The organism is Actinomyces israelii DSM 43320 (assembly GCF_000711965.1).
GTDB lineage: Bacteria > Actinomycetota > Actinomycetes > Actinomycetales > Actinomycetaceae > Actinomyces > Actinomyces israelii.
In genome coordinates this window covers 1-13,297 of sequence record NZ_JONS01000068.1, presented here as the reverse complement: position 1 = coordinate 13,297, position 13,297 = coordinate 1, and the positions used below count along the sequence as shown (strand labels likewise).

11 protein-coding genes, 1 tRNA gene and 1 pseudogene are annotated in these 13,297 nt (G+C 70.5%); 9 read left to right on the top strand and 4 right to left on the bottom strand.

Features of this window, described 5'->3' with window-relative positions; translation table 11 throughout:
• Positions 1–493 precede the first annotated feature (493 nt).
• The 4 genes from O145_RS16725 (at position 494) to O145_RS14395 (ending at position 3,214) form a co-directional block, all read left to right on the top strand.
• Positions 494–1,063 carry a hypothetical protein gene (locus O145_RS16725; RefSeq protein ID WP_052375229.1) on the top strand — a complete coding sequence of 190 codons (570 nt, stop codon included), beginning with the start codon at positions 494–496 and terminating at the stop codon, positions 1,061–1,063.
• 170 nt (positions 1,064–1,233) lie between these two features.
• Positions 1,234–2,043 carry a DsbA family protein gene (locus O145_RS14405; protein ID WP_043564229.1) on the top strand — a complete coding sequence of 270 codons (810 nt, stop codon included), beginning with the start codon at positions 1,234–1,236 and terminating at the stop codon, positions 2,041–2,043.
• A gap of 182 nt (positions 2,044–2,225) precedes the next feature.
• Positions 2,226–2,301: transfer RNA gene (locus O145_RS14400), tRNA-Thr, on the top strand.
• A gap of 142 nt (positions 2,302–2,443) precedes the next feature.
• The gene (locus tag O145_RS14395; RefSeq protein ID WP_043564227.1) at positions 2,444–3,214 is read left to right on the top strand and encodes a Rossmann-like domain-containing protein; all 771 of its coding nucleotides are present in this window, start codon (positions 2,444–2,446) and stop codon (positions 3,212–3,214) included.
• 134 nt (positions 3,215–3,348) lie between these two features.
• Here the strand turns inward: O145_RS14395 and O145_RS14390 are convergent, their stop codons facing one another.
• Positions 3,349–4,026 carry a uracil-DNA glycosylase gene (locus O145_RS14390; RefSeq protein WP_043564226.1) on the bottom strand — a complete coding sequence of 226 codons (678 nt, stop codon included), beginning with the start codon at positions 4,024–4,026 and terminating at the stop codon, positions 3,349–3,351.
• Between the two features lie 147 nt (positions 4,027–4,173).
• Here O145_RS14390 and O145_RS14385 point away from each other — a divergent pair, with 147 nt between their 5' ends.
• The 5 genes from O145_RS14385 to O145_RS14365 all read left to right on the top strand — a co-directional run bounded on the left by O145_RS14385 (position 4,174) and on the right by O145_RS14365 (position 10,494).
• Positions 4,174–4,791: a LytR C-terminal domain-containing protein gene (locus O145_RS14385; RefSeq protein WP_043564225.1), complete on the top strand. Its 618-nt coding sequence runs from the start codon at positions 4,174–4,176 to the stop codon at positions 4,789–4,791.
• Positions 4,788–6,128 carry a hypothetical protein gene (locus O145_RS14380; protein ID WP_043564223.1) on the top strand — a complete coding sequence of 447 codons (1,341 nt, stop codon included), beginning with the start codon at positions 4,788–4,790 and terminating at the stop codon, positions 6,126–6,128. Before O145_RS14385 ends, O145_RS14380 begins: the two co-directional genes overlap by 4 nt.
• Before the next feature lie 663 nt (positions 6,129–6,791).
• Positions 6,792–8,417 (top strand): chaperonin GroEL, encoded by a 1,626-nt coding sequence (gene groL / locus O145_RS14375; protein WP_043564221.1) that lies wholly within the window; start codon positions 6,792–6,794, stop codon positions 8,415–8,417.
• A gap of 329 nt (positions 8,418–8,746) precedes the next feature.
• On the top strand, positions 8,747–9,067 hold the full coding sequence (locus tag O145_RS14370; protein ID WP_156966806.1) for a hypothetical protein: 321 nt from the start codon (positions 8,747–8,749) through the stop codon (positions 9,065–9,067).
• The gene (locus O145_RS14365) at positions 9,064–10,494 is read left to right on the top strand and encodes a calpain family cysteine peptidase (protein ID WP_156966805.1); all 1,431 of its coding nucleotides are present in this window, start codon (positions 9,064–9,066) and stop codon (positions 10,492–10,494) included. Before O145_RS14370 ends, O145_RS14365 begins: the two co-directional genes overlap by 4 nt.
• Positions 10,495–11,590: 1,096 nt before the next feature.
• On the opposite strand, the gene O145_RS17720 is transcribed toward O145_RS14365, so the two are convergent.
• The 3 genes and pseudogenes from O145_RS17720 to O145_RS17715 form a co-directional block, all read right to left on the bottom strand.
• Complete coding sequence (locus O145_RS17720) at positions 11,591–12,085, bottom strand: YbaB/EbfC family nucleoid-associated protein (RefSeq protein ID WP_169740377.1); 495 nt, start codon at positions 12,083–12,085, stop codon at positions 11,591–11,593.
• Between the two features lie 176 nt (positions 12,086–12,261).
• On the bottom strand, positions 12,262–12,567 hold the full coding sequence (locus O145_RS14355) for a WXG100 family type VII secretion target (RefSeq protein ID WP_043564216.1): 306 nt from the start codon (positions 12,565–12,567) through the stop codon (positions 12,262–12,264).
• Positions 12,568–12,885: 318 nt separating this feature from the next.
• A pseudogene (locus O145_RS17715) lies at positions 12,886–13,297 on the bottom strand (transposase); the annotation flags it as partial.

Here is a 13,297-nt window from a genome sequence, read left to right as displayed (position 1 = left end):
CCCCGCCGGCGGCTACGGGAGTGGCCAGGGCGCCCCATCGGGCGGTTACGGGCCCGCTCCCGGCACGTCTTCCGGCGGCTACAGGCCCGGCCCCGACGGCCCCGCCGGTGCGGGGCAGAGGCCCGGCGCCTACGGGTACCTCGGTACGCCCGCCGGCGGCGCCTCGGTGCCTTCGGCGGCATCGGCGTCGGCCCCCGTCAGCGCGTCCCCCAGCTTTCAGCCGGAGGGAGGGCGGCCGGCAACGCCGTCGACCGGGGTGCGAGCAGCCGCGGCCCCGGCGGCGTACGCGCCGGGCAGCGGCGCGGGCGTGCACCCGGTCCAGCCCGGGCCGCCGCGTCCGGCTCCCCGCCCGGCCCCGACTCCCGCTCCGATGCCGGCGCCGTCGCCGGCCCCTGCCCGGCCCGCCGGTGCCCAGCCCTCCGCCCCGAGCCCGGTCTCCTCCCTGCCGTCGTGGGCGCGCGAGCCGCGCCGTCACCCGGTTGTGATTCTTGCCGTGTTCGCGCTCATGGTGGCGCTGGCAGTCCTGGTCCCCGGGTGGGAGATCATTGTTTTCGCGGTGGTCCTGGTGCTGGCGGGGACCGTGGGGCGGGCCGAGGACGCGCGGCGCTGGCACAGGCTGGAGACCGGCCGCGTGTCGGCCGGGGACAACGCGCGCATGTGGGCGGGAACTCCCTGGTACCTGCTGCGGTCGCTCGTGGCCGGCGTCTTCGCGCTCATTCCGGCGGTTCTGGTCTTCGGCGCCGTCTGGATTCTCGGCGCGAGGGCGGTCGGGGCGGACGACAGCAGCCCCACCATCTTGGAGGACTGGCACCTGTATCACCGTTCGGGCGCGGTCCTGTACGTCGCGGTCGCGCTGCTGGCGCTCATCGCCTGGCTGGCGCCGTGGGGGACGCCGACGCGGCGGGGCGGGGCGCGCCTGGTCGAGGCCGTCCTGGGTGACGGGGGCGGGCCCGTCATCGCCACCGCCGTCCTGCTCGCCGTCGCCCTTGGCCTGGTGATCCTTCACATGATGGGGGTGCTTCCTCCCGCCTGGCTCTCCCCCTTCTTCTCCTCCAAGGGCTGATGGGCTTTTCCACCGAGAGCCGACGGGCGGCGGGGGCGTGAGGCAGGACGCAGTGCTCGCGCAGTGCTTGTCGGCCGATTGGCAGGCAGAATACTCAGTGTCCTGTCGTCAGTGGACTGTTGAAGCTTGTGGGCGTCCAGCGGTCCTGCAGCCGATCTGAGGAGTCCTCCGTGGCCTCGAACACACCCCGTCCGACCAAGGCCGAGCGTCGCGAGGCCGCTCGCGCCAAGGCCCAGGCGCTTCGCCTGGAGCAGGAGAAGCGGGAGCGCCGCGCGAAGGTCACGCGCCGGGTCCTGATCGGGGCGGGCGCCGTGGCCGTCGTCGGGGGCGCTGCCGGGCTCGTGACCGCCAGCGTGCTGAAGAAGAGGAGGAAGCTGGCCGTCAACAGCCAGGGCATCCCGTACCTTGTACGGTCTGACGACGGTGCGTGGACCTACGGCAAGAACTCGGTTATTGATACCACCAATGAGGGCGCTGCCGTGCTCGATGTTTTCTTCGACTACGCCTGCCCCCACTGCGCCGAGTTCGACGCTCTCCATGCAGACGAGATCTCCACGTTGCTCGACGACGGCAAAATCACTCTTGTCCTGCACCCCTGCAAGATTCTCAATCAGGACTGGACTGACCTGGTGATGAATGCCGTGGGCCTCGTTATGGATAAGGACTCGGATAAGGTGCTGGCATACCACAATGCGGTCTTCGAGGAGTTCGTCTCGATGGTTCAGGCCAGGGACGGCTCGCGGCAGACGGTGGCGACGCTCGTCTCGGTTGCCGAGAAGACGGGTGTGGACGGAGATGTGACCGCCCAGCTCAAGAACACGATCACCGACAGGGTGTACGCCAAGTGGACCGACCTCGGAACCAGTGCCTTTACTGACAAGGGCCTGAAGGGGACGCCAACCATCATGCTCGACGGCGAGACGGTCGATCTCAGCAAGTTGTCCTCGGCCGACAGCCTGACCAAGCTCATTGGAGGGTGACGACTGCGGGGCGCAGCGCTGGGACGATGGCTCGGCCTGAGCCCGGGTCGGGGCGTCCCGGGCGCCGGGGCGCTGGAGAGTCGTGGGAGCCTGCGGGCCCCGGGGAGTCGTGGGGCGAACCCGAGGCGGGGCTGATCCGGACTCGTCCTCCGGCCGGTTGACCCTGTAGGCTCACCCGCAATGCCGTGTTAGCTCAGTTGGTAGAGCAGCTGTCTTGTAAACAGCAGGTCATCGGTTCGAGTCCGATACACGGCTCCACGCTGAGGCGGCGGCGGGAGCGGGGGACGAGGGGGCGGGGAGGGGCTGGCCGTCTGAGGGTGTGCTCAGGGCGGAGGCGTGCAGGGTAAGGTGCCTCTCATCCGCTAGAGAACAGGAACCGCCTGCCATAAGGAGATCGCCCGTGACCAGCCCCTGGGACATTTACGACGCCCTCATCGAGGACCTTCCCGAGGACGTGACCGTCACCGCCTCCGATCGCGGCACCCGGTGGACCCGGGTCGTCAACTCCGCCGGCGGCATTGGCTCGGCCTGGTCCACACCGGGGACGAGCCGCCCGGCGCTCTCCGCCGACACCCCGGACGCCGGCCGTCCCATCCGCGATGTCGCGGCCCTGACGAAGAGCTGGAACCTGGCCGAGGCGAGCGTCGGGCTGGCCGCGATCAACTCGTGGTACTCCCACGCCGAGGTCGCCGCCGGACAGGGATTTGTGCCCACCGGTGCGGGAGCGACCTGGCGCGAGGTCTTCGACCCCTACGCCGACGCCGTCGAGGGCCGGGTCGCCGCGATCATCGGCCACTTCCCCTTCGCCCGCGGCGCGCTGTGGAAGGCCGCCGACCTGCAGATCCTCGAGCGCTTCCCCGAGCCGGGCGACTACCCGGACACGGCCTGCGAGTACCTGCTGCCCGAGGCCGACTACGTCTTCGTCTCCTCATCGAGCTTCGTCAACAAGTCGGCTCCCCGCCTGATCGATCTGGCGGTCGGCGGCGGCGCGCACACGGTGCTGGTGGGCCCCTCCACGCCCATGCACCCGCTCCTGCTCGACCTGGGCGTGGACACCGTCACCGGCTACGTCCCCGACCCCGGAGTCGGCGAGCCCGGAGTCATCGAGTCGCTGTCCTCCACGGGCCAGATCGGCCCGGGCACCCGCATGCACCAGCATCGCGCCGGCTGACGCCTGCTCAACTGCTCGTCCCCGTCGAGATAGACATTTTCGGATGAGGTAGACGGCGAACCGTCTACCTCATCCGAAAATGTCTATCTCGACGCGCGGCGCGCCCGCGGCGGCGCGCCGCGCGTCGGGGCACGTCAGGGCAGGCGCCAGTCCACGGGCTGCGCGCCCATCCGGACCAGCTCCTCGTTGGCCCGGCTGAAGGGCCTGGATCCGAAGAAGCCGCGCGAGGCGCTCAGTGGGGAGGGGTGCGGCGAGGCGATGATCGGCGTCGTGCCCAGCATCGGGGTCAGCGACTGCGCCGGGCGGCCCCACAGGATGGCGACCAGCGGCTCCGGGCACTCGACCAGTGCCTCGATCGCCCGCTGGGTCACGGCCTCCCACCCCCAGCCCCGGTGCGAGGCGGGCGCGCCGGGGCGCACCGTCAGGACTCGGTTGAGCAGCATGACCCCCTGGCGCGACCAGGGCGTGAGGTCCCCCGACGTCGGGCGGTCCACGCCCAGGTCGCTGACCATCTCGGCGAAGATGTTCTCCAGGCTGCGCGGGGGCTTGACGCCGGGCTGCACCGAGAAGCTCAGGCCCATCGGGTGCCCGGGGGTGGGGTAGGGGTCCTGCCCGACGATGAGGACCTTGACCTCCTGCATCGGGTAGGTGAAGGCGCGCAGCACGTCGGTCCCCGCCGGCAGGTACCCGTGTCCCGCCGCGATCTCCTCTCGCAGGCGGGCGCCGATCTCGTGGATGGTCTGCTCGACGGGCGACAGGGCCTCTACCCACGAGGGGTGGACGATCTCGGACAGGGGCTTGGGGTCGTTCATCCCGTAAGCCTATCGCCTGTTCGCAGTCCGCTCGCAGCCCGTCCGCAACTCACCCGCAACCCATCCGCAACCCGTCTGCACGCTGCCCGCCCGGTAGGTTCCGCGGGTCGCCCGCGCGCGGGGACGGTTGCCCGCTATTCTCACGGGATGAGCGACTACCAGTTCCCCGACGACGAGTTCGACGCCGCGGACGCCGACGGGCCTGCTCCCGTGGGCGTGCACCGTGCTCAGGTGCCCGCGTGGCGCAGCTGGATCCCGTTGCTGGTGGTGCTCATTGTCGTGCCGCTCGTGGCATGGGGCGCGGTCGCCCTGCTCAAGCACGGGGCCGCGCAGTCCTCCGGAGGCTCCGCCAGCGGCTCGGCCAATGCCGCCCCCGCCACCTCCGAGGCTGCCGCCGACGCCGGCGGCAGCCCATCGACCGGCGGGGACGGTACCCCTGAGCCGACGTCCTCGGGTAACGCTGACCTGACCACGGGCGTCACTGTGCACAACGGCACCGACATCACCGGCCTGGCCGGCCGCACGGGCGGCAGGCTCGAGAACGCGGGCTTCACCTCCGTCGTGGTGGCCGACGGGGTGTACACGGAGGACGACCCGGCCACCACCACGGTCTTCTACGCGGCCTCGGAGAACGCCGCGACCGCCAAGGCCGTGGCCGACGCCCTGGGCGTGTCCAACGTCGTGGAGTCCGCCGAGGTCACCGCCTCCGACTCCAGCCCGATCACCGTCGTCCTGCGCGACGACTACCACGACGACCAGGGGTGAGGGGAGCCCCCGGCTCGCCCGCCCGCCGCGACCTTCTGCGCGCATCCGTGCTGGTGCCCGCCACGGGTGCGGCCGTTGTGGCCTGCGCCGCCGTCGGCGCGCGCTCGTGGAGGCGCCCTCCGGCCGTCCTCCTGTCGGAGGGGGTGGTCGTCGAGGACGACGGCGTTCTGCGCGCCCTGCCGCCCGGGCGCACCGCCGCCTATGTGCCGGGAACCCGCGTGGCTGCGTTCGCTCGGGGCGCAATGGCGGCCGCAGCGCTGCAGCGGCGCAACGGCGCCCGCCTCCCGGGCGGCCGATGGGCGGATCTGTCCGAGTCGGCGCTGACCGACCTGCTCGCCCTGACCGGCCCGATTCTGGGAGGTGGCGGCGGCGAGGGCCCGACCCGCTTCCCGCCCGGGGCCGTCGTCGCCGGGCCCGTGGGCGGCTGGCGCTACACCTGGCCGCGCGACGCCTCCTTCGCAGCGGCGGCCTTCTCCGCCGTGGGCCTGCACGGCGAGGCGCTCGGCGTCCTGGCGCACCTGGCCGGCCTGCAGCGGCCCGACGGCGGCTTCGAGGCGCGCTACACGGCTTCCGGCGGCGTGCCCGATGCCCGCCCCGCCCAGTCAGACGGGGCCGGCTGGATGCTGTGGGCCGCGAGGCGGGCCCTGGCTGAGGGGGCGGGGGCCGACGAGCTCGAAGAGGCCTGCGGGGCGGCCGCGGCGCGCGCCGTCGGGAACCTGCTGGCCCTGACCGACACGCCGTCGCACCTGCCCGCCGCCTCCCCCGACTACTGGGAGACCCGCGAGCGGACCCTCACCCTGGGCGTGGCGGCCCCGGTGCTCCTCGGCCTGGAGGCGGCGGCCGGCCTGGAGCAGGCGGGCATGGACGTCGGCGCGTCGGCGGGGCGGTCGGCCGCGCGGGCGAGAGCGGTGCGCGCCGCCATGGAGCGGGCCTTCGCCCCCGGCTGGGGCCGTCACGTGCGCGACGACGACGTCGACGCCGCGATCGCACTGGTCGGCCCGCCATTCACGGCGGCGCTGGCGGGGACGCGGCCGGTGCGCGCCAGCGCCGTCGTCCGCATGCGCCGGGGCGGCGGGGGAGTGGGGCCGGGCACGTCCTGGCGCGACGACGGCGTCTCGTGGACGCCCGAGACGGCGCTGCTGGCGTGGTCGGCGGTCGCGCTGGGGATGTCGCAGGAGGCCGAGCGGCTCCTGGACTGGCTGGACGGGCACCGCACGGCGGCGGGTGCGCTGGCGGAGAAGGTCGACGACGACGGCGCCCCGGCCGGTCCGGCGCCCCTGGCCTGGACCTGCGCGCTGGTCATTCTGGCCGCCGTGGATGCGGGCCTGTCGGCCTAGAGGCGGCGGGCGCTCGGCCGCGCACCGCAGTCCCCGATTCTCAGGAACCTCACAGGGGATGCTCCGGTGCATTCCCAGGAGCGTGGGGTTGCATAGTGCTCGCCGCTGGACGGAAGCGGTCCCGAGGGTTGGGGAGCCCGATGACGGACCGCCGACGAGAGCCGGCTCGGGTCTAAGGGAGCCCGGGTCCTCGCTCCGGCGAAGAAGGAAGGCCCTCCCGCGGGTTCATGGGAACGCCCGCGGTTGAGCGGCCTCTTGACGATGCGGGCCCGTGGCCCCGGGGATCGCCCGGGGCCACGGGCCGCAGTCGTGCCGGCCCCGCCCCTCGGCCGCAGCCTCCTTCGTCGCGGTCGGTCGTATTCCGGCACGATGTCGGCTCACTTCCGCGTCGAGATCGGTTCCCGGCGGGCTCAGGGGCGCTCGACGCCGTGCAGTGCTGTGCCCGATCCCGCCGAGGGCGAACCCGTGCGCCTTGCACTCGACGGCCCCGAGTGCCAGCATTGCGGTTAGCACTCGGGGCTGTTGAGTGATAACCGCCCGATGGCCGCGTGTGAACGACCCAGGCCGCAAGGTGAGGGTCGGGTCCGGGCGTGACGTGAACGCCGGGGGCCGACTCGTCCGTCGCGGGCACCGCACGGCCACCCGTCACGCTAAGGAGCAGCAATGCCCAAGATTATCGCCTTCGACGAGGAGGCCCGCCGCGGCATGGAGCGCGGCCTGAACACCCTCGCCGACACCGTCAAGGTCACCCTCGGCCCCAAGGGCCGCAACGTCGTGCTCGACAAGAAGTGGGGCGCCCCCTCGATCACCAACGACGGCGTCACCATCGCCAAGGAGATCGAGCTGGAGGACCCCTACGAGAAGATCGGCGCCGAGCTCGTCAAGGAGGTCGCCAAGAAGACCGACGACGTCGCCGGCGACGGCACCACCACCGCCACCGTGCTCGCCCAGGCGCTCGTGCGCGAGGGCCTGCGCAACGTCGCGGCCGGCGCCAACCCGATCGCCGTGCGCCGCGGCATCGACAAGGCCGTCGCGGCCGTCGTCGAGCGCCTGCTGGCCGACGCCAAGGAGGTCGAGACCCAGGAGGAGATCGCGGCGACCGCCTCGATCTCCGCCGCCGACGAGCAGATCGGCGAGTTCATCGCCGAGGCCCTGGAGAAGGTCGGCCACGACGGCGTCATCACCGTCGAGGAGTCCAACACCTTCGGCCTCGAGCTCGAGGTCACCGAGGGCATGCGCTTCGACAAGGGCTTCATCTCCCCCTACTTCGTCACCGACGCCGACCGCCAGGAGGCCGTCCTGGAGGACACCTACGTCCTGCTGGTCGAGTCCAAGATCTCCAACGTCAAGGACCTGCTGCCCCTGCTGGAGAAGGTCATGCAGTCCGGCAAGCCGCTGGCGATCATCGCCGAGGACGTCGAGGCCGAGGCCCTGGCCACCCTGGTGGTCAACCGCATCCGCGGCACCTTCAAGTCCGTGGCCGTCAAGGCCCCCGGCTTCGGCGACCGCCGCAAGGCGATGCTGCAGGACATGGCGATCCTGACCGGCGGCACCGTCATCTCCGAGACCGTGGGCCTGAAGCTGGAGAACGCCACCCTGGAGGACCTGGGCCAGGCCCGCAAGGTCGTCGTCACCAAGGACGAGACCACGATCGTCGAGGGCGCCGGCGACAAGGACGCCATCGAGGCCCGCGTCGCCCAGATCCGCGGCGAGATCGAGAACTCCGACTCCGAGTACGACCGCGAGAAGCTCTCCGAGCGCCTCGCCAAGCTCGCCGGCGGTGTCGCCGTCCTGAAGTCCGGCGCCGCCACCGAGGTGGAGCTCAAGGAGCGCAAGCACCGCATCGAGGACGCCGTGCGCAACGCCAAGGCCGCCGTCGAGGAGGGCATTGTCGCCGGTGGCGGCGTGTCCCTCCTCCAGGCCGGCGAGGCCGCCCTGTCCGGCCTGGAGCTCGACGACGACGAGGCCACCGGTGCCGCGATCGTCAAGGTCGCCCTGGAGTCCCCGCTCAAGCAGATCGCCGTCAACGCCGGCTTCGAGGGCGGCGTCGTCGTGGACCGCGTCCGCAACCTGCCCACCGGCGAGGGCCTGAACGCCGCCACCGGCGAGTATGTCAACCTCCTGGCCGCCGGCATCGCCGACCCGGTCAAGGTGACCCGCTCCGCCCTGCAGAACGCGGCCTCCATCGCGGGCCTGTTCCTGACCACCGAGGCCGTCGTCGCGGACAAGCCGGAGCCCCCGGCCCCGCCGGCCGCCGGCGGTGGCGACGAGATGGGCGGCATGTACTGATCCGCTGACCTCGGTGGGCGCCGGCCCGGCCGCTTCTTAAGCCGGTTGGGCCGGGGCTCCCGCGGGCAGCCGGATATTGCGGCGGGCCGTTCCCCGGGCGGGGACGGCCCGCCGCCGTTGTGTGCGGGTAGGGACGCTTGGCCGGGCGACGGGCAGGGATGCCTTGGCCGCCCGAAGAAGGAAGGCGCAAACCGCTGACGCCGAAACTTATACGTGGTACATTTCACATATCGTGTATCCGGGTGAGTCGCCGTATGCGGTGGGTTGCGAGAGGGTCCGCAGTGGTACTGCGAGTTGCTGGCGGGGAGCTGGCCGTGGCGCGGTCGCGGATGGATCAGTGCGCTGTGGCGCTGGGCGGCGTCCATCTGGACCGGGGCAGTCAGGGGGTGTTCGGGGCGGCGGTACTGGCTTCTGCTGCGGCTGCCTTCTGCTCGAATTGCGAGGACGAGCTTCGGGCCGGTGAGGCGAGGGCCGATGGGATCGTTGACGGGCTGGGCTCCGCCATGCGCGGTTTCGAGGCGGTCGATGAGCAGTCGGCCGCGGGCGCGCGGGCGCTGGGCGGCTCATTGGGCGCCGGGGCGGGGCGTCTTCAGCTCGGTGCGGCTGCGGGGGCGGCTGCCGGCGGGACCGGTTGGGAGGGGCTGCGATGACGACGACGGCCGAGGCGCTCGGCGGTGTGTTGGTCGGCCAGATCGAGGGGGACCCGGGCGGGGTGCGCGAGGTTGCCGAGTCATGGCGCTCTGGCGCCAGGACTGTTGAGGAGGCCGTTGGTCTGAGCGGCGCGGCGCGTGGTGCGGTGCCGTCGTGGCAGGGCGAAGCGGCCGCCGCTTTCTCCACTGCGGCCGGCAGTCTTGAGTCCGGCTTGGAAGCGGGCGTGGGCTGCTTGAGTCAGGGCGCGAGTGCGCTGGATGACTATGCCGGGGTGCTGGAGTCGGCGATTCATGCGGCGGCGGCGCTGCGCGAGCAGGCGGGACGAGTTCTTCTGGAGGCTGTGGGGAATCCGTCGAAGGCCGGTGCGGCAGTGGGGGCGATGTCCGCCATCGCGGGGGCCTGGGCGAGTTTGCGGGCCGAGGTGGATCTGGCGGCCGCCCGGGCTGCGGCCGCGCTGGGCAGCCCGGGTGGCGGTGCTTCAGGGGCCAACGCGGGTTCGCCGGAGAAGGACAAGCCGAGCGATAATGGATGGTGGAGCTGGTTGATCGGCAGAGAGACTGAGGAGACCAAGGGCCGGACCGCTTATACCGATGAGGAGATGGGTCGCCTCAAGGAGCAGGCGAGTGGCGCGCGGGGGTGGGGGGATCCCCATCAGGGCGGCATTGGCGACTGCTATCTCCTGGCGTCGTTGCAGGCCTATTCGGAGACGCCGGAGGGGCAGCAGTTCCTGAGTGACCACGTGTGGTGGGACGGTACCGCGGCCGACGGTCAGGGCGCGTTCGTCGTCAAGCTGTATGACGGCGACAAGGAGGTGAAGGTCGAGGTGCGGACCCAGTACGACAACGGACTGCAGGGCGAGTCCAGTCTTCTGGATATCTATGAGCGCGCCTACGGCACCCACGTCGGGAACAGAGATCTTGATAACGGGGGCCATGGCGAGGAGGCCATGGAGCATATCTCGGGCCAGGACGCCTATCATATCGATACCCACGGCGGTTCCGGGTTCGCGGGCTGGCCGTGGTGGGACGACCATGAATACACCAGCGCCGAGTGGGATGAGATCGAACAGGCCGTAAAAGACGGGAAGCCGGTTGTGGCGGGAACTGCGGGCGGGGGCTTCAGCGGAAAAGGCGGGGCCGTTGTGCGGGCTGTAGTCGATACCAACAATAATGGTGCAATAGACGGCGGCGATAAAGAGGGAAATTACCGTTTAGTTGGGGGGAATTATCGAGGTAATGGCAAGAATTTCGGGCACGAATACACTGTAGTCGATATCGACGATGATTATGTGACGCTCAAGAACCCTTGGGGGCGCAATGATGCGGAGATTAAGGCGAATAATCAGAACAACAATGGTCTCATACGGATAACCCGTGAGGACTATGAGAGGTACTTCAACCGCACGGACATAGGCAGTCCGTACTGAGGCGAAGGGTGTCAGAATGCGCATCGGACGGCAGTACGTACTGGTGACGGAGCGGGGAGATGCTGGGCATGCGAGTGAATCAGGGAATGAAGGCAGACGGGGGATTATGATTGTCGTCCTGGTTCTTGTGCTGTTCTGCGCGGCGGTTTTGCTGGGGCGCCTGTGGTGGACGCATCCGTTGAAGCGCTCGGTGTCCCTGCCCCCCGGGATTGAGCAGGGGGAGACTCTCTTCATGGGAGGTACTCTTCCCGCGCCTCGTACGAAGAGTGGTGGGATGTTCAGCGCAGAGGATTTGCGGTCGGTGAATCACGAGTGGGTCATCACTGCGATATGGTACCCGCGCGGTGGGCCAGAGGAGACTGCGGATCTTCGTCTGGGGGAGAGCGCTCATTTCGATGGACTGGGGACTGTCACATGGTTGAAAGCGTCTCCCCCGCCTATTATTCCTATTGATTTTGGAGGGCGCGTGGCGGGGGGAGGGGGGGCTGGAAGTTCAATCTGGTCCTTGATCCCGGCGTGGCCCTGGATAAATAGTTCGCAGACGCCGGATGGTTCGGCTCCATCGGTAATCTCTTCGAGCTCTTGGGGCCGAGCTCTCCCGGCTCCCGGGGCCTCCTGAGGGTCCCGGAGGACTGATGGGGGCCCGCCGGCGGGGCCCGCTGAGCCCCTTGGAACCGATCTCGGGCTGGAATACGACCGATCGCGGCGAAGAGGGGGCGGCGAGGGCCTCCAGGGTCGGAAGGCGGCGGGCGTCTGCTCACGCTCCAGCGCGAGGCGGACCGGACAGTTGTCCATCAGAATGACATTGGCTGCCCGAGGCGCCGAAGCACGAATGAAGAACCGCATGATTGCAAGGATTCCTCCGAGGTGCACGGAGTCGGGGCGCCCTAATGTCATTCTGACGGACACCCGCCCTGCGCGCGGACGCAGCCCCGCGCCCCGCACGCGACCGTGACCGACATCGGGGGCGAGAGCCCGGCGTCAAGCAGGCTCATGGCCGCACCCCGCACGCGACCGTGACCGGCCGGACGCGTGCGCGGGTGAGAGCACCGACCTCGAACAGTGTTTGCACCAGCCGGGCACGCGGCATGCGCGGTCACTTGTTGCGAGAGGATCCTGGCCACCAATCGGGACCAATGATCATCCCCGACGCGTACCTGTCGTTCTGCGGGGCATGACGGTTCCGGATCTCGCCGGCGTCGTCCGGAGGCGGCGTGTAGGACTGCCGCATCCGCTGCGTGAGGTCGGAGTCCTCTCCCCAGACCTCGGACGCCAGGGCGGAGGCCCGTTTCCTTGCCGATTCATGGGCCTTGTTGACGCAGGTGAGGATCGTGGAGGCCAGTGCGGCCGGGCTCATGTGCGCCACGGCGTCACGCAGCCGGAGATCGATGAGCCTGCCCGAGACATCCACCGTCACAGTTACAGCCCGATCTCTTGAGGTGCGGGTCTGGCGGATCGTGGCCAATCGGTCGCCTAAACGACGAGCGTCTTCAACCCGCTGCTCCGTATCTTGCAGCAGCCTGCCGATCCGGGTGACCGCCCGGGCCGATTCTTCTCCGCTGCTTCCACTTGAATAGATGCCACTGTTCACTGGCAGGCCACCTCGACGCGGTCGGGGATCTGTGATATCCGACACTTAATGTACCATCTGCCGATGACATGATGCGCGCGGCGTCGCCGGCATCGTCGGTGCCGCGGCAGTGCCTTCGACGGCGGGCCGTCCCCTGCGCGGGCAGGCGGGCGGCCCGCCGTTGTCGCCGGACGGGCTCACATGGCGGCCTGGCCCTGGCCGAAGCGCGTGGTGTTGGTGGTCTCGGCGTCGTCGTAGGAGACGGCCGCCTGGTCGAGGGCCTGGCTGATGAGGTCCAGGCTCGACTGGACCTGGATGGCCGTCACGTGCCAGTCGGCGGCGCAGGCGGCCATGGAGTCCGAGGCGCCGCCGGTCCACGAGGACTGCAGCAGGGCGATGTCCCCCTTGAGGCCGTCGGTCTCGGTCTGGATCGTGGCGATGCGGGTGCGGGTGCGGGCGGCCGTGTCGGCCACGGCCTGGGTGTCAACGGAGAAGACGGGCATAGTGGGGGCCTTTCGTGAGGGCGCCGAGGCGCCGCGCGGTGTATGGCCTCGACGTCGAGGCGTGCCACCACCGTAGGCGGGCGGGCCGGCCCCGCGCACTCAGGCCCCTCGAGCCCTGTGGAGGGCGCCGCACGGGCCACCCTGTGGAGCCCTGCGGCACCTTGAGCGGCCGTCCGCGTGTGCCTGCGGGCATGCGGCGGGTGCGGGCGGCCAGGCGCAGGGCGCGGGCATGCGGCGGGTGCGGGCGGCGCGGGGCGCGGCGCCCTGCTCGCGCGGGCCCGACGGGGAGGGCCGGGGGGGGTGCCCCTATGTGGTGTGTCAAGCGGTGGTGGGTAGCTGTGCTGCTGGTTGGGGGTCGTAGAGGGCTCCGTCTCGGATCATGGCGTTCAGGGTCAGGATGCGGCGGTGGGCCAGGGCGAGGACGGCTTGGCCCGGACGTTTGCCTTGGTCTCGTTTGCGCTGGTAGTAGGCGCGGCTGATGGGGTCGGATCTGAGGGAGGCGAAGGCGGAGCCGAACATGGCTCTCTTGAGTCTTTTGTTTCCGGCGTGGGAGACGCCTCTCGCCCTTGATCGAGGACCCCGGCCTCCTGGTCACCGGTGCCAGGCCGGCGTAGGAGGCCGGCTGGGCCCCGGTGGCGGGGGTCTTGCCCAGGGTCTCGGCCAGGAGGACGGCGGCGGCCGGGACCCCGATGCCGGGCATGGAGGCCAGGACCGGGCAAGAGAGGGTGGG